Genomic DNA, 25,581 nt, shown 5'->3' with positions numbered 1-25,581 from the left:
TTATGTACGGAGTTTTCTGAAAGGGGACAGGCAAAGTGAGTCAAAAAGTGTCTAGATCACTTGTTTTTGAACAGAGTGAAGGGAAGGGAGTGGCGTATTGTTATCGAGCGGATGGAGTGGGATGCCGATTCTATTTTTATCGTGATCGCGTGGCATTAAATTTTCGTGGCGCTGAACAGGACTCTTCACTCGTTTTGCGATTTGTCCACGCGAATTCGGATGCGGAGATCGATTTAGATTCCAAAGCAAACCGAGTCATGTATAAGGAGGTATGGGAGGGAATCGATCTCGTTTTCTCCGGTAATGATGAACAGCTAAAATACGACATTATCGTCCATCCAGGAGCCCGTATCGAAGACATTCGTTTAAGATACGAAGGCGGGGAAGAAGTACGTGTAAATGAGTACGGAGACTTGTTTGTGTCTACATCACAAGGTATCCTCCGTGAAGGAAAGCCGATCAGCTTTCAATGGATACACGGAGAGAAGCGGTTGATTGCAACAGCGTTCCGCCTCTTTGATGATGCTTCTATTGGGTTTGATCTTGCCTCTTATGATGAGAAAAAGACACTTCTCATCGATCCGGTTGTTTTCTACTCAACCTTTCTAGGCGGGAGTACAAATGACATTGGAAGTGGCATTGCTGTTAATAGCAATGGGGAAGCGTATGTTACCGGACAAACTATATCTACTAATTTTCCCATCACATCGGGAGCTTTTCAAACGACTTTGGGCACCCAGAATGATGCCTTTGTGACTCGGTTCCATGCTGACGGAAGTTCCTTGATTTATTCCACCTATCTGGGTGGAAATGACGCAGACAATGGAAGCGGTATTGCGGTAGATGAATCGAACAATGCATACGTAACAGGATCAACTGCTTCAACGAACTTTCCAACAACGACAGGGGCTTTTCAGCCAATAACACCAAGTCCAGGGAACACCTCCGCTTTTGTAACGAAACTGAATGCGGCAGGAAGCACTTTGATCTACTCCACCTATCTGGGTGGAATGGCTGCGGATAATGGAAGTGGCATTGCGGTAGATGGAGCGAACAGTGCATACGTAACAGGAGCAACTTTTTCGACTAACTTCCCAACCACAACGAATGCTTTCCAGACGGTACTCGGAGGGGGGGCGGATGTCTTTGTTACCAAATTCAATGCAGCAGGAAGTTCTCTAATATATTCAACCTATATAGGAGGAAACGCAAATGATGCTGGAAATGGCATTGCGTTAGATGGGGCAAACAATGCTTATGTGGTAGGATCAACTCTATCTACTGACTTTCCAACAACGACGGGGGCTTTTCAAACCGTATTTGGGGGAGGGGTAGGGACGCTTGATGCTTTTGTGACCCAGCTTAATGGAACGGGAAGTTCATTAGTCTATTCTACGTTTCTGGGTGGAAGTGCTAGTGATCAAGGTTTGAGCATTGATGTAGATGGTGCGGGCAATGCTTACGTAACAGGCCTGACTCTCTCGGCCAATTTTCCAACGACACCCAATGCCTTTCAATCGGCATTTGGAGGAGGGGCCTTTGATGCTTTTGTGACCAAGTTTAACGCAGCAGGAAGTGCACTGGTGTACTCCACATTTTTAGGTGGAAATGGCAATGAGAGTGGAAACGGTATTGCCATTGATTCCTTTGGAGGGGCGTGGGTGGCAGGAGATACGACTTCGATGAATTTCCCTATTACTTCGGATGCTTTTCAAGATAGCTTGGCTGGCAGTCAAGATGCATTTGTCACGCAGATGAGCTTTTCGGGGCAAGGGATCTCTTTCTCATCGTATTTAGGAGGAGAAAGAGGCGATGCCGGAAATGCGGTTGCGGTCGATAGGCAGGAGAGCGCGTATTTTACAGGCAGGACCCAATCCACGGATTTCCCTGTTACCTTTGCTGCCTTCCAGAGTCAATTTGGAGGAGTTCAGGATGCCTTTGTCACCAAAGTCGGGCAACTTACTTCTGTTGGCGCCACAGGTCCAACGGGAGCAACAGGACCAGCTGGAGCCACCGGTGCCGAGGGTCCAAGAGGACCGAGAGGAAGGCGCGGACCGAGGGGGCCGAGAGGACCACGTGGTGCGGGTGGGGGCGGAGAAACGGGTTTTTAAAAGAGCAGTACGCGATCAGGCATCCGTTAGACGATTTTCTAGCGGATGCTTTTTCTCTTAATAAAATTGTCGTCGAATGTGGGGATTAGAAAGATGTAGCCTGGTGGCCGGCAATGTCCTTCTAATCCGATGAATTATCGCTCATCAATGTAATTGCTACGGCAAAATAGCAAGATCCGAAGCTTTTATCCGGAAGCATACGAAGCCGACCATAACTTCTCTGCTCCTTTCGGAGAACAACGTCTAGGTAACGTCTCTTACACACAAACAGGGAATCGGCATATCTTTAACCAAAGCGAACCCCAATAAAACAACAGTCGCCCACACCTCCTTTTGGAGGAAGGAATAGGGTGGCTATGTGGAAATCCATTATGGACCGGAAATCTAAAGGGGATGTGTGAAGTGAATAAACCTGTTTCCAGTTCGCTTATGTTTGTTTCCAGTGATGAATGTAACGAAAATTACACTTATCTGGCAGACGGAGAGGGTTGTCGATTTTATTTTTTCCGTGATCGCGTGGAGTTTCGGTTTACAGTGGAAGAAGGGAAGGCGAATCTCACTCTTCGGTTTATAGATGCTCATCCGAATGGAAACATCCAACTGGATGAAGACAACAAGGTTACTTATAAAGGGATTTGGGATGGCATTGACCTTATTTTCTCAGGAAACGAGGAACAATTAAAGTATGATGTTAGGGTCGGTCCTGGAGCGTGCATGGAGGATATTCGCTTGCGATACGAAGGTGGGGATACAGTAAGCATGAATGCAAACGGAGACTTGTTTGTTCACACGCATCAAGGCGTTCTCCGTGAAGGCAAGCCGGTTAGCTTTCAATGGACAGTGGAAGGAAGGAAAACCGTTCCGACACAATTCCATATCCAAGAGGACCAGTCCATCGGATTTGTAGTGGATAGGACCGTATATGATTCGGAAAAAGTGCTTGTTATTGATCCGGTTGTTTTCTACTCTACTTATTTGGGCGGTAACAGTGTGGACATCGGTCGCGGGACTGCAGTAGATTCTGTGCGGAATGCTTATATAACGGGACAAACCAATTCCGCTAATTTCCCCATTACATCGGGTTCGTTTCAGACAATGAATGCGGGAGGTACGGACGTATTTGTCAGTAAGTTGAATGAGTCGGGGAGATCCCTTGTCTATTCTACGTATATCGGTGGAAGCAATGACGATTTCGGAATTGGAATTGCTGTGGATTCCTCGAACAGTACCTATATAACGGGGTTGACGAGATCTACAAATTATCCTGTGACATCCGGAGTGTTTCAAACGACGTTGCTTTCGACAGCGGGGGCTGCATTTGTTACCAAACTAAATGCTACAGGGACCGCGCTGGTGTATTCGACTTACCTAGGGGCTACGGATGGAATCACCTTTGGGACTAGTATTGCATTAGATGAAAGTCTGAACGCGTATGTAACAGGAGGGACAAATGCAACGAACTTTCCAACAACCTCGGGTGTCTTTCAAACCGTATTTGGAGGAGGACCAAGTGATGCCTTTGTGACAAAGTTCAATTCGCTAGGAACGTCGTTGATGTATTCGACCTACTTAGGCGGGGTTGATGGTGATACAGGAAGTGGTATTGTAGTGGATGACTCAGGGAGTGCTTATGTGACAGGGTCAACCCTCTCCTCTGATTTCCCCATTACTTCAGATGCCTTTCAAACTATATTTGCAGGCGCTTGCGATGCGTTTGTTACGAAATTGAATGTCTCTGGTTCAACACTGGAGTATTCGACCTTCCTGGGTGGGAGGAGTTTTGATTCGGGACGTGGGATTGCTCTCGATGGAGCGAATCATGCTTATGTTGTAGGAGGAACTCTTTCTACTGATTTCCCAGTAACCAATAATGCCTTTCAGACGGTGTTTCAAGGAGGATCTCTGGATGTCTTCGTTACCAAACTAAATGCGGGGGGAAGCGCTCTGATTTACTCCACCTTTCTGGGTGGAAGTGGTCGAGATACGGGGGGCGGTATTGCAGTGGATGCGTTCGGAGCGACTTGGGTGACGGGGGGAACAGCTTCAACGAACTTTCCCGTTACCTCGGATGCTTTCCAGGATCGTCTAGCGGACGCCTTTGATGCCTTCGTCACACAGGTGAGCTTTTCTGGTCAGGGGCTGTTGTTTTCTTCGTATCTGGGAGGAAGGGGGTTCGATTTTGGAAGGGATGTCGCTGTTGACTCCTCAGGGTCGGCACATTTTACAGGCTCTACTACATCCACCGACTTTCCTGTTACTTTCAATGCTTTCCAATCGATATTCGGCGGAAACACTGATGCCTTCGTCGCCAAAGTCGGAACCCTCGCTGCATTAGGCGCAACAGGTCCGATGGGCGCAACAGGTCCGGCTGGAGCCACCGGTGCGCAGGGTCCAAGAGGACCGAGAGGAAGGCGTGGACCGAGAGGAACAAGAGGTCCGCGTGGTACAGGCGGAGGAGAGTTTAGCGGTTAGCATCATGGAGGACTCATGAGAACTCCCACACCTCCTATCAGATAGCAACATACAGTGGCTATAAGGGAGAACGACAACAAATTGATAGGAGGAGTGCGAGTGAAGAAGGAAATATTGCGTTCACTTGTGTTTGTAGCGGATGGAGAAGTCGAAGGGAAGAGGGAGTACCCATATTATGCAGAAGGACTGGGATGCCGTTTTACCTTTTATCGAGATTGCGTGTTGTTTTGGTTTGCCGGTACCGACGAGAAAGTCCCTCTTGCCTTAAGGTTTGTAGGTGCTCATTCGAATACAGCTATGGAGTTAGAACGGAGTAAAGGTAAGTTAATTTACAAAGGGGTATGGAAGGGAATCGATCTCGTTTTCACCGGTAATGTGGAGCAGTTGAAGTACGATATCATTGTTCATCCAGGGGCATGTATCGAGGATATTCGCTTGCGGTATGAAGGTGGGGATGAAGTAAGCTTGAGTGAACAGGGTGACTTGTTCGTTTCTACACAACAGGGTGTCCTCCGCGAAGGAAAGCCGATTAGCTTCCAATGGAATCAAGGCGAGAAACAGGCAATTTCTACGGCATTCCTCCTCTTCGACGATACTTCTATCGGGTTTGACCTCACTTCCTATGATAAAACCAAACTTCTCCTCATCGATCCGGTGGTCTTTTACTCTACCTATCTTGGTGGGAGTGCGATTGACGAAGGGCAAGGGATTGCGGTCGACGAGGGCGGAGAAGCGTATGTTGCAGGAAAAACGCTCTCCCCTGATTTTCCGACGACATCGGGGGCATTTCAAACGATGGTAAAAGGGGTGGATGCCTTTGTAACCCGGTTTAATGCGACAGGAACATCTTTGATCTACTCTACCTACTTGGGAGGGTCAGGGAATGTATCTAGTTTCAACTTCCCTGTGTCTCGTATTACAGTAGATGCAAATAGAAATGCTTTTATTACGAGTTCCACGACATCGACCAACTTTCCGATTACACCCGGAGCGTTTCAAACCACCCTAAAAGGTGACTTCGATGTGATCGTAACCCGGCTCAACTCAACGGGTACTTCCCTTCTTTATTCCACTTACCTCGGAGGATTTGGTTTGGACGCGGGCTCTGATATTGCGATCGATGAAGCGGGGAATGCTTATATTTCAGGGGGAACGAGTTCGACAGATTTTCCGACGACGCCTGGAGCATTTCAAACGATATTGACGGGTGCATCTGATGCGTTTGTTACTAAGCTCAATGCGACAGGAAGCGCCTTGGTTTATTCCACTTATTTAGGCGGAAGTGGTTTCGACGCAGCTTTTGGCATTGCATTAGATGAGGACACCGATGCTTACGTAGTAGGAACAACAGGATCGACAGATTTTCCGACGACGGCAGGGGCTTTCCAAACGATATTGGCGGGTGCATCGGATGTTTTTGTTACCAAGCTCAATGCGTCAGGAAGTGCCTTGGTCTATTCCACCTATTTCGGTGGGAATAGCACAGATCAAGGCTTCGGTATTGTACTAGATGGCGCTAAGAATGCTTATATAACGGGGCAAGCAAGTTCGACAAACTTTCCCGTCACACTTAATGCGTTTCAAACCATATTGTCAGGAGCTAGTGATGCCTTTGTCACCAAGCTCAACATGTTAGGAAGTGCCCCAGAGTATTCCACTTACTTGGGGGGCAATGGAACTGAGACTGGCAGTTCGATCGCAGTTGATAATTTTGGAGATGTTTGGATAGTCGGGCTGACTATTTCAACAAATTTCCCATTAACATCCGATGCTTTCCAAGATAGTCTGAATGGCTTCTTAGATGCTTTTGTGACAAAAATGAGCTTTTCAGGTCAAGGAATTTCTTTCTCCTCTTATCTAGGTGGAAGTGGTATTGATGTAGGATTTAGTGTGGCTCTTGACACATCAGGTAGCGCTTACCTTACAGGATTTACGGGTTCTACTGATTTCCCTGTTACCTATAATGCTTTTCAGGCCCTTTCCGGCGGGGGGACTGATGCCTTTGTTGCCAAAATTGGATCACTTACTTCAGTAGGCGTACCGGGACCAACGGGAGCCGTCGGAGCGCGAGGTCCAAGAGGTCCAAGAGGACCGCGAGGCGCAAGTGGTGGGGAATTTGGCGGTTAGCATCTCACTCATCTTCGTAAAAAATAGTTTCCGTTAACCACTTGTATTTTACTCCTTCAGACGGCTATATGTTGTTGAAGGAGTTTTTCTATGTTCGCAACAGATTAGAAAGGAGGAGGAATGCAATGGATCCGTATCATCGAAGCGTCCGGGTAACATCTCATACGAACAGTGAAGGAAAGATCGATTTAACCAAAGCGAACTCCTATAATAAAGCAACATTTGCCCACACCTCCTTTTGGGTAATGGAATAGAGTGGTTACCAGCAAATCTGATATGGGCCGGAATCGAAGGAGGGAGTGCGAAGTGGATAAATACGTTCCCAGTTCGCTTGTGTTTGTGTCTAGAGAAGAGAAGAACAAGGAGTGTTATCGCGCAGATGGAGAGGGATGTCAGTTTTACTTTTATCGTGATCGAGTAGAGTTTCGGTTTATAGGGGTTGAAGAGGACACGAAGCTTGCTCTCCAGTTTATAGATGCTGATCCGAATGTAGACATGCAGTTGGATGAAGATAACCAGATTACTTATAAAGGGGTCTGGAAGGGGATTGATCTTATTTTCTCAGGGACTGATGAACATTTAAAATATGATGCCATTGTTTATCCGGGAGCTTTTATCGAAGATATTCGTTTGTGCTATCAGGGTGGGCGTGGGGTGACATTAACCGAAAAAGGCGATTTGTTCGTTCACACGCATCAAGGCGCACTCCGTGAAGGTAACCCCGTTAGCTTTCAATGGACAGCGGAAGGAAAGGAAACTGTCGAGACGCAGTTCCACCTGTACCCTGATGAGTCGATCGGATTTGTAGTGGAAAAAGAAGTGTATGATCCAGCGAAGGTACTCATCATTGATCCCATTGTCTTTTATTCCACCTACTTAGGGGGATCGTTTATAGATGAAGGAATAGGGATTGCGGTGGATTCTGCGCGTAATACGTATATATCCGGTTTCACAGTATCTTCCGATTTCCCGATTACTACAGGAGCCTTCCAGACTATCTTGTTAGGAGATGCTGATGTGTTTGTGAGTAAGTTGAATCAGACGGGGGGTTCCCTCCTTTACTCTACTTTTATAGGTGGAAGGGGGGCTGATACTGGGCAACGGATTGCGGTCGATACTGTGAATCAGGCTTATGTCACGGGATTTACTTCCTCCGCGAATTATCCTGTGACATCGGGAGCCTTTCAAACGATTCGTGCGGGGGCAACAGATGCCTTTGTAACAAAGCTAAATGCTATGGGAAGCTCGCTTGTTTATTCCACCTACTTGGGTGGTACGGGTAATGGTACTTTAGGGGTTGGAATAGCAGTAGATGGTAGTTTCAATGCGTATGTAACAGGAGTGACAGACGCAACCAACTTCCCGACAACAGCGGGAGCCTTTCAAACCATATTTAATGGAGGATCCGCTGACGCCTTTGTAACCAAGTTCAATGTGCTAGGGACGGCACTGGTGTATTCCACATTTTTAGGTGGAAGTAGGTTTGATGAGGGATTTGACATTGTGGTGGATGGTCTGGGGAGTGCGTATGTAACAGGATGTACAATATCTACTGATTTCCCCGTTACCTCGGATACCTTTCAAACCCTATTTACTAGTGGATCAGATGCCTTTATTACGAAGCTAAATGCTTCAGGGTCTTCCCTGATCTACTCCACCTATTTGGGAGGGAGCGGTGGAGACCGGGGTTTTGCCATTGACTTAGATGGGGCGAATAATGCCTATGTCGTAGGGCAAACGAGTTCTACTGATTTTCCCACAACGAATAATACTTTTCAAACCCTCCTCGCGGGGAGCTCAGATGCCTTTGTAACCAAACTTAATGCAGAGGGAAGTGCACTGATTTATTCCACCTATTTAGGTGGGAGGGGTTTTGATAGAGGAATTGGTATTGGCGTTGATGCCTTCGGAATGGCATGGGTGACGGGATTGACTTTATCCACGAATTTTCCCGTTACCTCGGACGCTTTTCAGGACAGTCTGGCTTCTACCGACGGGGATGCCTTCGTTACGCAGGTGAGTTTTTCCGGTCAAGGGCTGTCTTTCTCCTCCTATTTGGGTGGTGACAGTTTCGATGCGGGAGCTACTGTTGCAGTTGATGCTTTAGGAGGGGCTTATCTTACAGGTGCCACCGGATCTAGTGATTTTCCCGTCACCTTTGCAGCGTTCCAGTCCCAATATGGCGGAGGAAGCAATGATGCTTTTGTTACGAAAGTAGGGCAACTCACTTCTGTTGGAGCAACGGGATCAACGGGCGCGACCGGACCAGCCGGAGCGACCGGGCCACAGGGTTCAAAAGGACCGAGAGGACGGCGTGGTCCGAGGGGATCAAGAGGTTCGCGTGGTAAAGGTGGAGGAGGAGAAACGGGTTTTTAAAAGAGCTTTTGTACGCGATCAGGCATCCGTTAGACGATTCTCTAGCGGATGCTTTTTATACTGTCAAAATCGTCGTCGGAGGTGTGGATTAGACAACTCGTTGGTACAGACGGGACAGTAGTCAAATCTAGTCTAGTAGGAATTCATATACTGGTGCATCAAGAAATCTAGTAATCTTAGTGATTGACTTATAGATAGATCAGATGAAATCACAAGTCATGGTGCTAAACATCCATTATATCTATTTTGATTAGAATATGGTGATATGTGTGACAAGATAATACTTGAGGTTGTTTAGCGTGGAAAGTCTTCTATAAAACAACGTTCGTCCACACCTTCTTTTGAGTAACGGAATAGGGTGTTTACAAGGAAATCTAATAGGGACTGAAGGAGGATGTGCGAAGTGAATAGTCATGTTTCCAGCTCCCTTGCAGTAAAGAAGGGAGCAAGGAGTGTTATCGCGTAGACGGAGAGGATTGTGGATTTACCTTTCTCCCTAATCGCGTCGAGCTTCCATTTGCAGTGGGTAAAGAGGACGCGAAACTTGCTCTCCGGTTTATCGATGCTCATCTGAATGTAGACATGCAGTTGGACGAAGAGAACCAGGTTACTTATAAAGGGGTCTGGGAGGGAATTGACCTTATTTTCTCAGTAAACGAGGAACAATTAAAGTATGACGTCATTGTTTATCCTGGAGCGTGTATGGAGGATATCCGTTTGTGCTATGAAGGTGGAGACTCCATTCATGTTGATGCAAAAGGAGATTTGTTCGTTCACACGCATCAAGGAGTACTTCGTGAAGGCAAGCCGTTTAGCTTCCAATGGACAGCGGAAGGAAAGCAAACCGTTCCGACGCAGTTCCTTGTACACCCGGATGAATCCATCGGATTTATGGTGGAAAAAGGGGCATACGATTCGACAAAAGTGCTCGTTATCGATCCCATCGTCTTCTACTCTACCTACTTAGGGGGAAGTGATGACGATGAAGGAATTGGGATTACGGTGGATTCTACAAGGAATGCCTATGTAACGGGGCAGACGTTGTCCAATAATTTTCCTGTCACATCGGGAGCGTTTCAAACGATGAATACTGGAATTGCTGATGTATTTGTCAGTAAGTTCAATAAGGCGGGGAGCTCCCTTGTTTATTCAACGTATATTGGTGGGAGTGGAGTAGAATTCGGATTGGGAGTTGCTGTGGATTCCTCGAGCAGTGCCTATGTAACGGGGCAGACACTATCTACCAATTATCCCGTGACAAGCGGAGCGTTTCAAACAATGCTTGTGGGAACAGCAGATGTTTTCGTTACCAAATTGAATCCCGCTGGTTCCGCACTGGTGTATTCGACTTACCTAGGTGGATCTACTGGAGTTTCTCAGGCAAATAGTATTGCACTAGACGGAAGTCTGAATGCGTATGTAACTGGACAAACAACTGCAATTAACTTTCCGACAACCTCTGGTGTATTCCAAACCTTATTTGGAGGAGGTTCTGATGCCTTTGTAACAAAGTTCAATGCCTTAGGTACCTCGCTAGTATATTCGACATTCTTGGGCGGGACTGCGAGTGATACAGGAAACTCCATCGTGGTGGATGGCTCAGGAAATGCCTATGTGGCTGGGGCAACCGGTTCCACTGATTTCCCGGTTACTTCGGGCGCCTTTCAAACCTTGTTTGCCGGCGTTGGTGATGCTATTATTACGAAATTAAATGTCTCCGGATCATCGCTGGTGTATTCGACCTTCTTGGGTGGGAGCAGTGGAGACTTCGGTACTGGCATTGATCTCGATGGAGCGGCTAACGCCTATGTCACAGGTTTCACAAACTCTATTGATTTCCCGATAACCGATAATGCGTTTCAGACGGTGTTTCAAGGAGGAGTTTTTGATGCTTTCGTTACCCAGTTAGATGAAGTAGGAAGCGCTCTGGTCTATTCGACTTATTTGGGTGGAAGTGGTCCAGATGAGGGGAATAGTATCGCAGTGGATGCCTTCGGAGCGGCTTGGGTGACGGGGGGGACAGTATCAGTGAATTTCCCGATTACTTCGGATGCATTTCAAGATAGACGATCGGGTCTTGTCGATGCCTTTGTCACGCAGATAAGCTTTTCCGGTCAAGGATTAAACTTTTCTTCTTATCTTGGAGGGAGGGATATCGACGTTGGAGCAGATGTGGTTGTTGACTCTGTCGGATCGGCCTATTTTACGGGCTCTACTTCATCTACCAACTTCCCTGTTACGTTTAATGCCTTCCAGAATAAAATTGCCGGCGGGGCTGATGCCTTTGTTACCAAAGTCAATGCACGCGCTTCATTAGGCGCGACAGGACCAACCGGACCAGCTGGACCCACGGGACCGAGAGGACCAAGAGGACCAAGAGGTCCGCGTGGTGCAGGTGGAGGAGAGTTTGGCTCTTAAAGGAACTTTCGTACGTGATCAGGCATTCGTTATTCTATTTTCTAACGGATGCCTTTTTCTCGTGGCGTTGAAATAACGATGGGCGTTACGCTTTTCTTTTCGGGGGTGATAGATAAAAAAGGGATACGGTTGATTACGTGGGGTATCACGGTGCGTGAAGTAACTGAAGTTAATACACCCACTGTACGCCGTTCATGGAGGCCACCCTCGAAATTTTTCGCCTCCTACCGTAGATTGCGTATGGATAGGGTTAGGATTTCGGTACAAGAAGGCTTGACCAGGTCAGCTATTCGTTGGCTCGGTGCCTGTGTCATAAGAGAAGATAATAGGCTTGCAATTCCCACACCTCCTTTTAGATGATGGAATAGGGTGGCTATGAGGTAATCCAGTATGGACGGGAAATCCAAGGAGGGTGTGTGAAGTGAATAACAACGTTTCCAGTTCGCTTGTGTTTGTGTCCAGGGAGGGGTGTAACGAAAAGTATACTTATCGTACAGACGGAGAGGATTGTCGATTTACCTTTCTCCATGATCGCGTAGAGTTTCACTTTACAAAGGGTGAAGGGAAGGCGAATCTTACTCTACGGTTTATAGATACCAATCCGGATGTAGACATGCAGTTAGGCGAAAATAACCAGGTTACTTATAAAGGGGTCTGGGAGGGAATTGACCTTATTTTCTCAGGAAACGGTGAACAATTAAAGTATGATGTTATTGTTTATCCTGGGGCTTGTATTGAGGATATCCATTTGTGCTATGAAGGTGGAGACTCCATTCATGTTGATGCAAAAGGAGATTTGTTCGTTCACACGCATCAAGGCGTACTCCGTGAAGGCAAGCCGTTTAGCTTCCAATGGACAACGGAAGGAAAGCAAACCGTTCCGACGCAGTTCCACATCCAAGAGGATCAATCTATCGGGTTTGCAGCGGATAGGGAAACCTATGATCCGACAAAAGTGCTGGTCATTGATCCCATCGTCTTCTATTCCACCTACTTAGGGGGATCGGCTAATGATTTTGGAAACGGAATAGCGGTGGATTCTGCGCGGAATGCCTATGTAACGGGGCAGGCGCAATCTACTAACTTCCCTGTCACATCGGGAGCGTTTCAGACGATGAATAGAGTGTCGGGTCAAGATATATTTGTCAGTAAGTTCGATGAGTCGGGGAGCTCCCTTGTCTATTCGACGTATATTGGTGGGGATAGCATTGATCAAGGATTCGGTATTGCTGTGGACCCCTCGAACAGTGCCTACGTAACAGGATTTACTAATTCTACAAATTATCCTGTGACATCGGGAGCGTTTCAAACGATGCTACTTGGAACATTAGATGCTTTCGTTACCAAATTGAATCCCGAAGGGTCCGCACTGGTGTATTCGACTTACCTAGGTGGTTCGGCTGGAAATACTAGTGGGGGAAGTATTGCACTAGACGGAAGTCTGAACGCGTATGTATCGGGACAGACAAATGCAACGAACTTTCCTACAACACTGGGTGCCTTCCAAACCGTATTTGGAGGAGGAGCATTTGATGCCTATGTAACAAAGTTCAATACCCTAGGCACCTCGCTGGTGTATTCAACTTTTCTAGGTGGGAACGCTCAAGATAGGGGATCTGATATCGTGCTGGATAGCTCAGGGAATGCTTTTGTGGCAGGGGATACCGAATCCGCTGATTTCCCTGTTACTTCGGGCGCCTTTCAAACAGTGTTTGCTGGTGGCACAGATGCTTTTATTACAAAATTGAATGTCTCCGGTTCATCACTGGTCTATTCGACCTTTTTAGGTGGGAGTACGAATGATAGGGGGGTGGGCATTGATCTCGATGGGGCAAATAATGCCTATGTCACAGGTGCTACAAACTCTATTGATTTTCCCGTAACCAATAATGCGTTCCAGGCGGTGTTTCAAGGATTATTTGATGCTTTCATTACCAAACTTAATGCGTCGGGAAGCGCTCTGATTTACTCCACTTATTTAGGTGGGAGCAACGGAGATTTTGGATCAGGTATTGCAGTTGATGCGTTCGGAGCGACTTGGGTGACGGGGCAAACGGCATCAACGAATTTTCCCGTAACCTCGGATGCATTTCAAGATCGCCTATCAGGTCCAGCTGATGCCTATGTCACGCAGGTGAGCTTCTCCGGTCAGGGAGTATCTTTCTCTTCTTATCTCGGAGGAAGGGATAACGATCTTGGAAGTGGTGTCTCTGTTGACTCTACTGGGTCTGCCTATTTTACGGGCTCTACCTTATCCACCGACTTCCCTGTTACCTTGGCAGCTTTTCAGAGTCAATTCGGCGGGGCTTTTGATGCCTTCGTTACTAAAGTAGGGCAACTAACGTCCATTGGCGCCACAGGACCAACGGGTGCAACAGGTCCGGCGGGAGACACTGGACCGCAAGGTCCAAGGGGACCGAGAGGAAGACGCGGGCCGAGGGGGCCAAGAGGTCCACGTGGTGCAGGTGGCGGAGGATTTGGCGGTTAACTTTTATTCATTCCTCGTGAGAAAAAATAATTCCCGTAAACCAATTGTATTTTGCTCCCACAGAAGGCTATACGTTATAGAGAGAGTTTTTCTCCTGCTCCGACTCCTAAGCGAAGAAAACAATAGCTCAAAATCCGTCCATTGTGGCGGTTTTTTTTATGTCTTCATTACGATACGAAATCAACACGAAAAAGAGACGGGTGAATTCCGTCTCTTTTTCGTGTTCATATCGCCAATCAATCACTACCCTAATGTCTCTCTAAGAAGCCTTACGTTTGCGCCAGATGAAGGCGACTCCGATGATTACTAACCCGATAACAACCGCAATCGCACCGTAAAGCATTATCATCGGTTCTTCAGAAGCGGTTTTCGGTAGATTGTTGCCTTTGTTATTTTCGATGGTATCCGTCTATTCTTTAGTTTGCTTATCGTCATTGTTTGTGTGGTCAGGGGTATCGTTGTTATCGTCTTTTGGCTCTTCTTTGGTTTCTTCATTTGGATCTTTATTTTCGTCTTCGGGCTTCTCTTTCTTTGGATTTTCTATTTCACAAGGCTTATCCGACCACAAACCGATCTTAGATTCCTTGGCGATTTCTTCGATTCCGCGGAATTCGTTTTCATACTTGACATTGGGAGGGAACGCGGATACTTCGGCAAGCCCAAATGCCAACAATAATTCTTGAATCGTTGTATCATCGTCGAGTCCAAACGCCCAAAACGCTTCTTGAATACCTTTATCTATCTCAACGATATAGACGTAGGCGAGAAGACGATTATATTTGTCACGATGATCTTGATCTAATTCGAGTTCAACTTTCTCACCTTCAAGGATTGTCTTTGTTAAGTCAGACGCGTCCGGTCCACATGCTTCAACTGGCTTATTCGGATGGACGGTTTCCGGAGTATCAATGAGAAGGAATCGTACTGTGTCTTCCGTTCCATCTTCGAACTTCACTTTCACTGTGTCGCTGTCAATGACTTTGGTCACAGTCGCTTTGATACGCTCTCCGGAAGGTAACTCAGTTTGCGGATCTGGCTTCGGTTCTGGCTTGGGTTCGGGTTGATTACCGTTAAACGATCCTGGTACATGCGAATCATCGAATCCAGGAAGGGACTCACATGCTAGCCCATCGTTATCTTGATCCAGTCCATGCGGATCAGCTTCTGGACCACCATTTTCTTCATAGAACCGTTGAGCATCTTCCCAAGTTATAAAATCGGGGCAATCACGCGTTGCATAGGCTGTTGGAGTTAGTGATGTAAAGACAAGTGCAAGTGCAAATAACAGAGGCAGATATTTTCGCATTTAAACATCTCCTTACTAAGATTTCTCTCACACCCTATTATTCGTAATAGGTTCAAATTTTGTGTCTATTTATTGCGGAATAATATAAAAAGTGGAACTACAAACCTGATATTTACGTCGTAATTCATATTTATGGTAGTCTTTATCCGGAAGTGTACGAAGCCGATCATAACTTTTCAGTTCCTTTTGGAGAACAACGTCTAGGTAACGTCTCATACGCGCAGTCGGGGAATCGGCATACCTCAACTTCTAGGTATTATTGTGCAGGTTGTACTAAAGGGAGAACGAACGGGTATTGAAGTCAAGGCAGAGGCGGTGAATACTCGGACAGAGTATAACAATGGAAATTTGAACTACACGAACATTACTTATCGATGACAGAATAGCTGTTATTAGGGATGCATTTCATACGAAATCATTCGAAAGGAGAAAAGTAAAGTGAATAGAGAAACAAATGAAAAATTTCTTGTTCCGTTTGTTTTTGTATCGCGTAGAGTTTCAGTTTGACGGTGCGGAAGAGGATGAGAATCTTACCTTGCGTCTGATAAACACTCATCCACAGACGGAGATGGCGTTAGATCAGACGGTTAACAAAGTAGTTTACCGAAACGTATGGGAAGGGATCGATCTCGTTTTTTCTGGAGATGAGAAGCAGTTAAAGTACGACGTCATGGTCCAACCGGAAGCCAGTATTGAGGATATTCGTTTGCGCTATGAAGGTGGGGGTACGGTAAATATCGATGAAAGGGCGACTTATTTGTCCATACGTCACAAGGAATTCTCCGTGAAGGAAAGCCGGTAAGCTTCGAATGGATGGATAAGGGGAAGAGAGAGGTAGGGTCGCATTTTCAGCGAAACACAGATGGTTCTATCGGATTTGCCGTGGAGGAAGCGGAGTATGATCCCTCCAATGTCCTCATCATTGATCCCGTGGTTTTTTATTCGACGTATCTGGGAGGGTCAGGTTCAGATATTGGTTTTGGTATTGCTGTCGACTCATTTGGAATGGCATGGGTGACTGGTCGGACAACATCAACTGATTTCCCTGTAACCTCGGACGCTTTCCAAGATAGTCTAGCAGGAGAGCAGGATGCGTTTATAACAGTGCTTAGCTATTCTGATCAAGGGCTATCTTTTTCTTCTTACCTGGGGGGGAATGATGATGATGATATGGGAAATGGTGTAGCAGTAGATGAAGATGGGAATGCATACTTTGTGGGTACGACGAATTCGAATGATTTTCCCGTCACGGATGGAGCTTTTCAGACTGAATCTGGTGGAGGACAGGATGCTTTTGTTATAAGAGTAGGAGAGCAGGTAGGCGCAACCGGTCCGATCGGAGCCACAGGAGCTACCGGGGATACCGGAGCGCAAGGGGCAAGAGGACCGAGAGGGCCTCGTGGTGCAGGTGAAGGAGAGTTTGGCGGTTCGCATATCTGGAGGATTTGACGCTTTCGTGACAAAGTTCAATGTCCTAGGAACCGGGCGGTTTGTCTCTCGAAGAAATAGCGAAAGAATGCGGAGTAACGAGAAAGACGTTATGGGAATGGCGGAATGACGATACGTTTGATCGTGAATTTAAGAAACAGATGCGAAGGTTAGTCCGAGATCGGGCGCCTGAATTACTGGAAGCCGGTATATTGCAAGCATTATCGGGTAGCGGAAAGCATCTCGAATTAATGCTGAAATCGATAGGCGGTATCCTTACGGATGAAGTCGAAGTAAACCAAAACGTGAATAGCTACGTATCTCATAACGTAGATGACATTAAAGCGAGATTGGAACGGTATAAGAAGAGGAAGGAAGACGGAGAAGAGAATCAAGTAGAAACGGAAGTAGTCGAGGAGAAGGCGGAAGATAGCGAAGAAGATAGATATATTCAGGATAAAGAAATTGATATCGATGATTTCGAGGACGAGGAATGGGCGTAATGAAAGAGGTATACATATAATTCCTTCTGTTGATAAAATTAATATGCATGTATTCTCAAGGCGGATTTAAAGCAAACAAAATGAGGAGGATGTCTTTAATGTTAAAATACCTTTCTGAGCGGATGCCTAGGCGAGCTAAGTGGTGGAAGATGGCTTATGGTACTGGTGTATTCATCATTTTCAGTACTGTAACTATAATCGGATTTCCGATAGCTGTTATATTACTCCCATTTTGCATTTTCGCCATTATAAAACAGATCAGTTATCCGGTCACAAAAGTAACTTGTCCATTTTGTAACGCCAGATTAAATGTAGAGGTTGATGTAGAAAGGTACCATTGCAATTGTCATTCTCTCCTTGAGAAACAAGACGGTATATGGGTAAGGGTGTATTCATAGAGTCATTGAGAATTTCGGATAACTCGAAGATAAACAGTGGATAGTGTTTAATAACGGGGGAGGGCGTTGAGATTACGATAGGCGTTACGCTTTTCCTTTCGGGGGTGATAGATATATTAAGTAGGGATACGGTTGATTGCGTAGGGTATCACGGTACGTGAAGGTAACGCGTGTTACGTTGGATTGTTGATACACCCGCTGCACTCCTTTCATGGAAGCCACCTTCGAAACTTTCCGTATCCTTACATACTCATACCATATGTTTACATTTAATATATGCCATTTCATTCATTATGGAGGCGCTATATAGGATCGGGACGGTATATTGCGTAGGACATACGGTATAAGGATAAGGCATAGTGCCATACGCACCAACGGTTAGAAACGCTATACATTACGTATATATACGCATGGCTACGAAGTGCATACTGATGATGACGTCAATATACTTCTTATCGGTATACACGAGTGTAGTCGTAGCAAGCAATTTACGGTTTTGTTCAATGTAACAAAACTCTTTTCTGTTACATTCGATATGAGTCGTTATGAATAACGATACGTTGATGCAGAGACAAAAGGGTGACATTTCACATACGCTATGAACCCCCCAGGCGGGGGTAGCGAAGGGGTGGCGTCTGGCGTAAGTAGAATCCGCGTAATAAAAATAATGTCCGGAGGGAATCGTTGGTATCCGCTAGGGAGACGGATAGATTGCGTTTGGATTGGATTTGGGTTTCGGTACTAGAAGGCTATTCGTTGGTGCAGTGTCTATGTCATAAGAAAAGATAATGGGCTTGTAACGCTTACACCTTCTTTCGGATGAGGGCGTTTACCTAGGATAAGGAATCACGTACGGAGTTCATTCAACCATCCGAAAGGAGAAAAGCGAAATGAAGAAGGAAGCACTGCGTTCATTTGTGTTTGTACCTCGCAAAAGGAAGGATACGGAATATCATTACCGAGCAGATGGAGTAGGATGCCGGTTTACCTTTTATCGTGACCGCGTGGAATTCCGGTTCGACTCTGCTGAGGAGGATGTGAATCTTACCTTGAAGATGGTAAACACTCATCCACAGACGGAGATGGAGATAGACCAAACGGCAAACAAAGTGATTTACCGAAAAGTGTGGGAAGGGATAGACCTCATGTTTTCCGGAGATGAGGAGCAGTTAAAGTACGACGTCATTGTCCAACCGAATGCCTGTATCGAGGATATCCGGTTGCGGTATGAAGGTGGGCGTGAGGTGACATTAACGGAAGAAGGTGACTTGATTGTTCACACGCATCAAGGTGTACTCCGAGAAGGCAAACCGATTAGCTTTCAATGGACAGTGGAAGGAAAACAAACAGTTCCAACGCAGTTCCACATCCAAAAGGATCAATCTATCGGGTTTGCAGTGGATAGGGAAACCTATGATCCGACAAAAGTGCTGGTCATTGATCCCATCGTCTTCTATTCCACCTACTTAGGGGGATCTGCTAATGATTTTGGAAACGGAATAGCGGTGGATTCTGCGCGGAATGCCTATGTAACGGGGCAGACGATTTCCACTAACTTCCCCATTACAACGGGTGCGTTCCAGACAATGAATGCTGGGAATTTCGATGTATTTGTCAGCAAGTTGAATGAGGCGGGGAACTCTCTTGTTTATTCGACTTATATCGGTGGGAATGAATCCGATGGCGGATTGGGAATTGCTGTGGATTCCTCGAACAGTGCCTACGTAACGGGACAGACGCAATCTACAAATTATCCGGTGACATCTGGAGCGTTTCAAACGATGTTACTCGGAACACCAGATGCTTTCGTTACCAAGTTGAATCCCGCAGGGTCTATCCTGATGTATTCGACTTACCTAGGGGGATCGGCTGGATTGGCGATGGGAACTAGTATTGTACTAGACGGAAGTCTGAACGCGTATGTAACAGGAGGCACAACTACAAGTAACTTTCCGACAACATCGGGTGCCTTTCAAACCATCCTATCTGGAGGATTTGACGCTTTTGTGACAAAGTTCAATGTCCTAGGAACCTCACTGGTGTATTCGACCTTCTTAGGAGGGAGCAATTTTGATCAGGGGAACGGCATTGTGGTAGATAGTCTAGGGAGTGCTTATGTGACAGGGACCACCGGCTCCTTAGATTTCCCCGTTACTTCTAGAGCCTTTCAAACCATATTTGCTGGTGGCACAGATGCTTTTATTGCAAAGTTGGATGTATCTGGGTCATCGCTGGTGTATTCGACCTTCTTGGGTGGGGGCGATGAAGACCAGGGAAATGCGATTGACTTGGATGGAGCGACTAACGCTTATGTCACAGGCTTCACATTATCTACGGATTTCCCCGTAACCAATAATGCCTTTCAGACAGTGTCTCAAGGATCTTTGGGTGCTTTCGTTACCAAACTAAATGCAGGAGGAAGCGCTCTGATTTACTCCACGTATTTAGGTGGGAGGAGCTCAGACTTTGGATTGGGCATTGCAGTCGATGCCTTCGGAGCGGCTTGGGTAACGGGCCGAACGGATTCAACGAACTTTCCTATTACTTCGGATTCTTTTCAAGATAGTTTGGCTGGTGGAATTGATGCCTTTGTCACACAGATGAGCTTTTCCGGTCAGGGATTGTCCTTTTCTTCGTATCTTGGAGGTAGGAGTGGTGATATTGGGAACGGTGTCGCTGTTGACTCCGCTGGCTCGGCTTATTTTACGGGTCAAACCGGATCCACTGATTTCCCCGTCACCTTCGCTGCCTTCCAGAGCCAATTAAGAGGGCAATCCGATACCTTCGTCACGAAAGTAGGGCAGCTAACCTCTGTTGGTCCAACGGGTCCAACGGGTCCAACGGGACCGGCAGGTCCTGCTGGAGCCACCGGAGCGGAAGGTCCAAGAGGACCGATAGGACGGCGTGGTCCGAGGGGACTGAGAGGTCCACGTGGTGCAGGTGGTGGTGGAGAAACGGGCTTTTAAAGAAGTTTTATTCTCTATTAGGCATTCGTTAGCCTCTTCTCTAACGGATGCCTCTTCTCTTGTCATATTCAATGTCGAAAGGAGGCGTCAAATGAATAACGCGATATTAATTTTGGAACGACAGGGAAACAATTGCTTTAATTCGAAAAGGGGGTCGATACGAATGCTAATGTTATCAGAAACAGCCAGCCACCGGTGTTCGAGCGGTGACTGGCTGTTTTCTTAACGGAGTGATTCAATCTCTTTGCTCCTATATGGCCTTTTCTTCTTCTTGCTCTGAGAAAAAATGACGCAAAGCGTTATATACTTGCCCTTTTTCACGAATAACATAGTGCAGGAATTTTGGGTTTTCCATGTGTTTATATGCATTCATTAGAGTGGAATGCCGGTTATACTGATTTACTTCTCCATAACCAAAAATATTGGACACTTTCATTATTTTTTCTACTAACTCCACGCATTTTTCATTATCTGAGGTAAGATTGTCTCCGTCCGAGAAATGAACAGGGTACAAGTTATAACGCGAGGGTGAATACCGTTGTTGAATTAAATCCCAAGCGAGGCGGTAAGCCGAAGAGCAAATCGTTCCTCCGCTTTCTCCCTTTGTGAAGAAATCATCCTCACTCACTTCTTTTGCTTCTGTATGATGGGCGATGAAGGCAATTTCTACCTTCTCATATTTGGTTCGCAAAAAGCGTGTCATCCAGAAGAAGAAGCTACGCGCGATATACTTTTCATAAACCCCCATTGATCTATGGGTTCCATAACTAACTATAGAACTTATAAGGGTTTTGCGATCTAATAAAAAGCCTCAGAAAATAAAAAATAATTTCCGTAAACCACTTGTATTTCACTCCTTCAGACGGCTATACGTTATAGAAGGAGTTTTTTCTGTTCGCAAAAACATTCGAAGGAGGAACGCCAATGATCGACATCGTCGAAGGTGACTTACTTCAACCCGATTGCCCGATTATCGCTCACCAATATAATTGCTACGGAAAAATGGGCGCAGGCATTGCAAAGCATATTCGTACTCTTTATCCGGAAGCATACGAAGCCGACCGTAAATTTTCGGTTCCTTTCAATGAAAAAAACATACACAATGAAAAACCCGCAATTATTAGCGGGCTATGTACCATCAGAGGGTGATTGTCTACTTATTTTTATTTGTCTGTATTCAGCGTATACCGTCCCAATCAACAGACTGAACAACAACGGGAAAAAATTATAAATTTCTTTCTGAACTTCGTAGCTCAACATATCTGTTTGATCACTTATTTCATCTTTTATTGCTTGACTATCGCTATCAGTACCGTGTTTATCCACTAATTCATCGATTTCTTTTTCACTCGCTATAGGAGAAACGTTTTTTAGATAATACTCGTAGGCTGGTGGCATAAATGGAAGCAAGATTAAAAGTAATTGTACGCCAGTAAATAGGATAGCAAGTACTACTTTTAATCGGGGTAGCGCAACTCGATGTACATTTCTAACCAATAATAAGATGAAAAATAGTGATAGTAAACTTGTGCATAGTATAGGAATGGGTTTTGTAAATACCTCCGTTAGTATATCTTGATTGATATCTTCCCTGTACCTACTAGAAAGAATTTCAGTGAAAATGTATGCTATTGTAAAACTAAATGAATAAATAGCTGTATAAGTCGATTTATATAACAGCACTAGATAAAGGAGGTACACTATAACTGGATAATTCTTGTATTTCAGATATTTAGTAAATTGGTGTATTGATACTAATAACAGTAAATATCCTAAACTAGAAATATGAGGAGATGATTTGGTAAGGTAAACAGTACTATTAACGAAGGAGAAGCAAAGAAATAATACTAAACTAGATGATTTGTATAATTGTGCATTACTAATCCTAAGTTGCTTGTAATTCTCAAAGAAAGAGCATAAAAGAAAGAAGGCCAACAAAGCTGACGCTACAAGTAATGCAATAGTGAAATTCCTTGGTTGGTTCAAACCATAAAATATTAAAATAAAGAAGAGTATTAGAGCGAAAAGAGATCGAATAACCCAATTAGACTGGAGTACGATTACGGAAACATCTTCTACTTTTAAAGAAACTGTTGAAATGAAGCGATTGATTCGGTTTTTTTGAAAAACTATTCCCAATATGATTACTGAAGCGACAATTGTGAAGATAGAGATTATAGTAGTGAAAACAAATGCACCTGTGAAGAAAAGCTCCCAGACTATTGATGATGCAGTCTTTACTTGCTGATAGCTTAAGCAGGAGAATAATATGCTTAGTGCAATAACTAGTGTCCCAGCAAGAGCCGGTCTGTTTTTTAAGCCAAGTATAATTAGGTGTAACACCTTAAATAATATTAGTATTATTTGTGAAAATTTTCTTAATAAGTTGAATGCCCATCCCTCTAGAATGCCTATGTATATTAATAATGTTGCTATGAATAGCGCTCCCATGAAAAAAACATTAAATGCCGGCACTTATATTCCTCCTTTAATGGATTCATTATAAGATAAGTCAATTCTTCATACAAGGATAGAACCGGTTACAGTAGACTATTTGGACAAAAATGTTATTACAAACAAGGAGGAACGCCGATGGACATTCGTAAACGAGGCGACGAGACAGCCGTCACCTTAACGCAGACAAAGGCGAAATCACTTTCGCAAACAACCCGTATTCCCCGATTAACCTACTGTCGATTAACGTATCGGCCAAAATGAAACTGTCCATACCGCTCAAGCGTCATATCCGAACACTAGTCGAAATCTTTGGCTATGAGGCGGTATCCGATGCAATCAATCATTATCCCGAATCACTACGCAAATAAAAGGAGGCTACGCTGTGGCGTATCAAGGCTATACCGATGAACATAAGTATTTAGTGACGTCTACTCGTATGTAGATGAAAACGGAGAACGTCGCATCTCAGCACCAGCACATTCGCATAAAGTTGTAAGTATCCGTCAATCCGAAGCCTATCGCGAGAAAGCGGAAATGGAAGAACGCAGAGAAGGAGATAGAGTTAGAGGGATACGATGCATTTGTTATAATGGGCTAAAACGAATTGGATGTGTGAATTAGCGGTGAAAAAAAGTAGTACTTACCCTTGCCCTTGTTGTGACTTTCTAACCTTGTCAGCAAAGCCGCCTGGAACATTTGAAATTTGTCCTGTTTGCTATTGGGAAGATGACACGACTCAATATCATGATATGACATATGCTGGTGGAGCTAATAAAGTAAGTTTAATTCAAGGATATAAAAACTATATGGAGTTTAAAGCTATTGAAGAGAGATTTGTTCGAAAAGTACGGAGACCGAACGATGACGAAATTCCTCTTCCGGAATATGCTAACAGAATCATTGTATTAGTTAAATACAAGGGAGATTGGAATTGGTATGTCTCTCTGAAGGAAATGTGGTTTCTCGACTATACAGTCTTTCCTGGAGAGAACACTGGTTACTCTCAGAGGTTTCATATAGCAGTCGTGAATGATAAAACTTTGGGAGATTTCTTGGATAGAATGTCTGATTATAAGGCTAGTACAAATCGATTGAGAGAGTTTATAAGCCTTTCAGAGACTAATACCGATAGGTTGGAATTATTCGACTTGTTCCCGTCGTTATTTGTTGATTTCGACAACAAGCATTTATATTCATGGTATCCTGAGCCAGCTTCTTTTGAGCATTATGTCCCGAAAGGTTGGAAAGGAGACTACGTAAATTTCTACGATCAAGTCCCAGAGGATGAACGTTATTGGATAATCGATAGCAAGGACTTTTTAAAGGTATAAAAGTGATTGGTTTAGCAGGGCGCCGCCACAGGCGCTTTTTTTATGCCCAAATTTCCACAAACAAAACAAGGAGGCGATGACTAATCGAAGAGCTACGAGAGCGGATGCGTCGTATTCGTTTGGATAAACCTGATGGACCGTTATACCCGATAGGGGGCAAAAACTTTGCTGACCAATCTGGCCGTCCATTCCAAGCCAAATCACATCAGCAAATCGAAGCCGCAAAGAAGTTCTTTAACATCGGCAAGGACCGTCGTCATTTTTCGTTTACTGACATGGAGAATATACGCGAAGTGATTGCTACGTTATCCACGGCTCATTGTGGTCACTTATTACACTTACAATGCTACATGGAGCTGTATAGGGATTTCTCATCCGTGAAGACAAGGAGTACATGACGTGGGACTACGCAAGTAAGGTACTCGACATCAGCAAGCGCTCCATGACGGATTTCAAGAAGGCGATGCTAGATAACGATATCATTGAAAGAACCGCGAATGAAGACGGAGAAGTCGTGTTGAAAGTCTTCACGATATCATTTCCGCAACGAATTACCGGAGAACAAACGTGTCATCAAGACGTTTACGAATCGACTCAAGGAGATGGCCGAAGAGTTGAAACCGCATGAAGTCGGCATGGTCTATAAACTACTGCCGTATATCCATCAGAATACGAATACGATCTGCGCTAATCCGTTTGAACGTGATCCTGCGAAGATTGAGCAGCTAACGGGAGAGCAAATCGCGGAGCTATGTGACCTCTCTAACGCAAAGATGTCGCGGTATCTTCGTCTGACTGTCGGAGGACAATACGTCTTCGCGAAAGTAAGCGTAGGGCGTAAGCGCTATTACAAGTTGAACCCGTGGATCTTCTATCGCAAAAACGGTAAGCCTGACGATACGTTGACGGAGATGTTCGCGATTAAGAAGAAGAGCAAGCGATAAATTTAAGTAGATGAATGGGCATGTTCTTGACAGAGAAGTGCAGGTGAGGTTGATGCCGAGTGAGAGTTTAAGGTTATTTAAGAAAGAGGTGACGATGTTTAGTGTGGTAAAATTGTTACAAGGTGAAAGGAGCACGAAGTAATGGAAATATTTAAAGGTAGGGTGGTTTGCCCTCTATGTTTTGGAAATGGGCTAGTAGATGAAGTGCGAATAGTCAAGCTCCATAAAATCCTCTATATCTGCGATGAATGCGAAG

General features: G+C 45.1%; 19 protein-coding genes and 3 pseudogenes. 17 read left to right on the top strand and 5 right to left on the bottom strand.

Going from position 1 to position 25,581, the window contains the following annotated elements; genetic code table 11:
* The first annotated feature begins 35 nt into the window (after positions 1–35).
* The 7 genes from AC6RGY_RS14015 to AC6RGY_RS13985 all read left to right on the top strand — a co-directional run bounded on the left by AC6RGY_RS14015 (position 36) and on the right by AC6RGY_RS13985 (position 13,992).
* Positions 36–2,111, top strand: a complete 2,076-nt coding sequence (locus AC6RGY_RS14015; RefSeq protein ID WP_499863951.1) for an SBBP repeat-containing protein — start codon at positions 36–38, stop codon at positions 2,109–2,111.
* Positions 2,112–2,513: 402 nt separating this feature from the next.
* Complete coding sequence (locus AC6RGY_RS14010) at positions 2,514–4,583, top strand: SBBP repeat-containing protein (protein WP_499863949.1); 2,070 nt, start codon at positions 2,514–2,516, stop codon at positions 4,581–4,583.
* Positions 4,584–4,682: 99 nt separating this feature from the next.
* Complete coding sequence (locus tag AC6RGY_RS14005; RefSeq protein ID WP_499863948.1) at positions 4,683–6,710, top strand: SBBP repeat-containing protein; 2,028 nt, start codon at positions 4,683–4,685, stop codon at positions 6,708–6,710.
* A gap of 125 nt (positions 6,711–6,835) precedes the next feature.
* Positions 6,836–6,964, top strand: a complete 129-nt coding sequence (locus AC6RGY_RS14000) for a hypothetical protein (RefSeq protein ID WP_499863946.1) — start codon at positions 6,836–6,838, stop codon at positions 6,962–6,964.
* Between the two features lie 52 nt (positions 6,965–7,016).
* Positions 7,017–9,086 carry an SBBP repeat-containing protein gene (locus AC6RGY_RS13995; protein ID WP_499863944.1) on the top strand — a complete coding sequence of 690 codons (2,070 nt, stop codon included), beginning with the start codon at positions 7,017–7,019 and terminating at the stop codon, positions 9,084–9,086.
* 522 nt (positions 9,087–9,608) lie between these two features.
* Positions 9,609–11,504, top strand: a complete 1,896-nt coding sequence (locus AC6RGY_RS13990) for an SBBP repeat-containing protein (RefSeq protein WP_499863943.1) — start codon at positions 9,609–9,611, stop codon at positions 11,502–11,504.
* A gap of 421 nt (positions 11,505–11,925) precedes the next feature.
* Positions 11,926–13,992 carry an SBBP repeat-containing protein gene (locus tag AC6RGY_RS13985; protein ID WP_499863941.1) on the top strand — a complete coding sequence of 689 codons (2,067 nt, stop codon included), beginning with the start codon at positions 11,926–11,928 and terminating at the stop codon, positions 13,990–13,992.
* Between the two features lie 259 nt (positions 13,993–14,251).
* Here the strand turns inward: AC6RGY_RS13985 and AC6RGY_RS13980 are convergent, their stop codons facing one another.
* Positions 14,252–14,392: an LPXTG cell wall anchor domain-containing protein gene (locus tag AC6RGY_RS13980; RefSeq protein ID WP_499864313.1), complete on the bottom strand. Its 141-nt coding sequence runs from the start codon at positions 14,390–14,392 to the stop codon at positions 14,252–14,254.
* Between the two features lie 9 nt (positions 14,393–14,401).
* Positions 14,402–15,298: a thermonuclease family protein gene (locus AC6RGY_RS13975; protein WP_499863940.1), complete on the bottom strand. Its 897-nt coding sequence runs from the start codon at positions 15,296–15,298 to the stop codon at positions 14,402–14,404.
* A 454-nt stretch (positions 15,299–15,752) separates the two neighbouring features.
* Here AC6RGY_RS13975 and AC6RGY_RS13970 point away from each other — a divergent pair.
* The 3 genes and pseudogenes from AC6RGY_RS13970 to AC6RGY_RS13960 form a co-directional block, all read left to right on the top strand.
* A pseudogene (locus tag AC6RGY_RS13970) lies at positions 15,753–16,171 on the top strand (DUF7948 domain-containing protein); the annotation flags it as partial.
* A gap of 9 nt (positions 16,172–16,180) precedes the next feature.
* Entirely contained in the window at positions 16,181–16,747 is a 567-nt protein-coding gene (locus AC6RGY_RS13965; protein ID WP_499864311.1) for an SBBP repeat-containing protein, read from the top strand.
* A 41-nt stretch (positions 16,748–16,788) separates the two neighbouring features.
* Complete coding sequence (locus AC6RGY_RS13960; protein ID WP_499863938.1) at positions 16,789–17,229, top strand: phBC6A51 family helix-turn-helix protein; 441 nt, start codon at positions 16,789–16,791, stop codon at positions 17,227–17,229.
* A 482-nt stretch (positions 17,230–17,711) separates the two neighbouring features.
* Here the strand turns inward: AC6RGY_RS13960 and AC6RGY_RS13955 are convergent, their stop codons facing one another.
* The gene (locus AC6RGY_RS13955; RefSeq protein WP_499863936.1) at positions 17,712–17,840 is read right to left on the bottom strand and encodes a hypothetical protein; all 129 of its coding nucleotides are present in this window, start codon (positions 17,838–17,840) and stop codon (positions 17,712–17,714) included.
* 677 nt (positions 17,841–18,517) lie between these two features.
* Between AC6RGY_RS13955 and AC6RGY_RS13950 the strand changes: the two genes are divergently transcribed.
* Complete coding sequence (locus AC6RGY_RS13950; RefSeq protein WP_499863934.1) at positions 18,518–20,593, top strand: SBBP repeat-containing protein; 2,076 nt, start codon at positions 18,518–18,520, stop codon at positions 20,591–20,593.
* Between the two features lie 250 nt (positions 20,594–20,843).
* On the opposite strand, the pseudogene AC6RGY_RS13945 reads toward AC6RGY_RS13950, so the two are convergent.
* A pseudogene (locus tag AC6RGY_RS13945) lies at positions 20,844–21,353 on the bottom strand (DUF444 family protein); the annotation flags it as partial.
* Positions 21,354–21,517: 164 nt separating this feature from the next.
* Here AC6RGY_RS13945 and AC6RGY_RS13940 point away from each other — a divergent pair.
* On the top strand, positions 21,518–21,742 hold the full coding sequence (locus AC6RGY_RS13940; RefSeq protein ID WP_499863932.1) for a hypothetical protein: 225 nt from the start codon (positions 21,518–21,520) through the stop codon (positions 21,740–21,742).
* Here AC6RGY_RS13940 and AC6RGY_RS13935 read toward each other — a convergent pair.
* Positions 21,722–23,068, bottom strand: a complete 1,347-nt coding sequence (locus AC6RGY_RS13935) for a hypothetical protein (protein WP_499863930.1) — start codon at positions 23,066–23,068, stop codon at positions 21,722–21,724. The two genes, AC6RGY_RS13940 and AC6RGY_RS13935, sit on opposite strands and share 21 nt — an antisense overlap.
* A 117-nt stretch (positions 23,069–23,185) precedes the next feature.
* On the opposite strand from AC6RGY_RS13935, the gene AC6RGY_RS13930 reads away from it, so the two are divergent.
* From AC6RGY_RS13930 to AC6RGY_RS13910, 5 genes and pseudogenes are all read left to right on the top strand, one after another.
* On the top strand, positions 23,186–23,311 hold the full coding sequence (locus AC6RGY_RS13930; protein WP_499863929.1) for a hypothetical protein: 126 nt from the start codon (positions 23,186–23,188) through the stop codon (positions 23,309–23,311).
* Positions 23,312–23,658: 347 nt separating this feature from the next.
* Positions 23,659–23,922: pseudogene (locus AC6RGY_RS13925) on the top strand (CPCC family cysteine-rich protein); the annotation flags it as partial.
* Between the two features lie 563 nt (positions 23,923–24,485).
* A complete protein-coding gene (locus AC6RGY_RS13920; RefSeq protein WP_499863927.1) occupies positions 24,486–24,779 on the top strand; it encodes a hypothetical protein in 294 nt (97 codons plus the stop codon).
* The gene (locus AC6RGY_RS13915) at positions 24,776–25,009 is read left to right on the top strand and encodes a hypothetical protein (RefSeq protein WP_499863925.1); all 234 of its coding nucleotides are present in this window, start codon (positions 24,776–24,778) and stop codon (positions 25,007–25,009) included. The genes AC6RGY_RS13920 and AC6RGY_RS13915 overlap by 4 nt, the downstream gene beginning before the upstream one ends.
* Positions 24,996–25,325, top strand: a complete 330-nt coding sequence (locus tag AC6RGY_RS13910) for a hypothetical protein (RefSeq protein ID WP_499863923.1) — start codon at positions 24,996–24,998, stop codon at positions 25,323–25,325. The genes AC6RGY_RS13915 and AC6RGY_RS13910 overlap by 14 nt, the downstream gene beginning before the upstream one ends.
* Positions 25,326–25,581 lie beyond the last annotated feature (256 nt).

It is taken from the genome of Mechercharimyces mesophilus, assembly GCF_059818345.1.
The sequence above is the reverse complement of the archived record's forward strand: the minus strand, read 5'-3'. Positions and strand labels throughout refer to the sequence as shown.

What these genes read in the sequence shown, in the direction of transcription:
- AC6RGY_RS13955 (WP_499863936.1), bottom strand. Translation starts at nt 17,840, where the DNA reads ATGAAAGGAGTGCAGCGGGTGTATCAACAATCCAACGTAACACGCGTT.
- AC6RGY_RS13915 (WP_499863925.1), top strand. Translation starts at nt 24,776, where the DNA reads ATGACGTGGGACTACGCAAGTAAGGTACTCGACATCAGCAAGCGCTCC.
- AC6RGY_RS13920 (WP_499863927.1), top strand. Translation starts at nt 24,486, where the DNA reads ATGCGTCGTATTCGTTTGGATAAACCTGATGGACCGTTATACCCGATA.
- AC6RGY_RS14000 (WP_499863946.1), top strand. Translation starts at nt 6,836, where the DNA reads ATGGATCCGTATCATCGAAGCGTCCGGGTAACATCTCATACGAACAGT.
- AC6RGY_RS13950 (WP_499863934.1), top strand. Translation starts at nt 18,518, where the DNA reads ATGAAGAAGGAAGCACTGCGTTCATTTGTGTTTGTACCTCGCAAAAGG.
- AC6RGY_RS13975 (WP_499863940.1), bottom strand. Translation starts at nt 15,298, where the DNA reads ATGCGAAAATATCTGCCTCTGTTATTTGCACTTGCACTTGTCTTTACA.
- AC6RGY_RS13930 (WP_499863929.1), top strand. Translation starts at nt 23,186, where the DNA reads ATGGACATTCGTAAACGAGGCGACGAGACAGCCGTCACCTTAACGCAG.
- AC6RGY_RS13940 (WP_499863932.1), top strand. Translation starts at nt 21,518, where the DNA reads ATGATCGACATCGTCGAAGGTGACTTACTTCAACCCGATTGCCCGATT.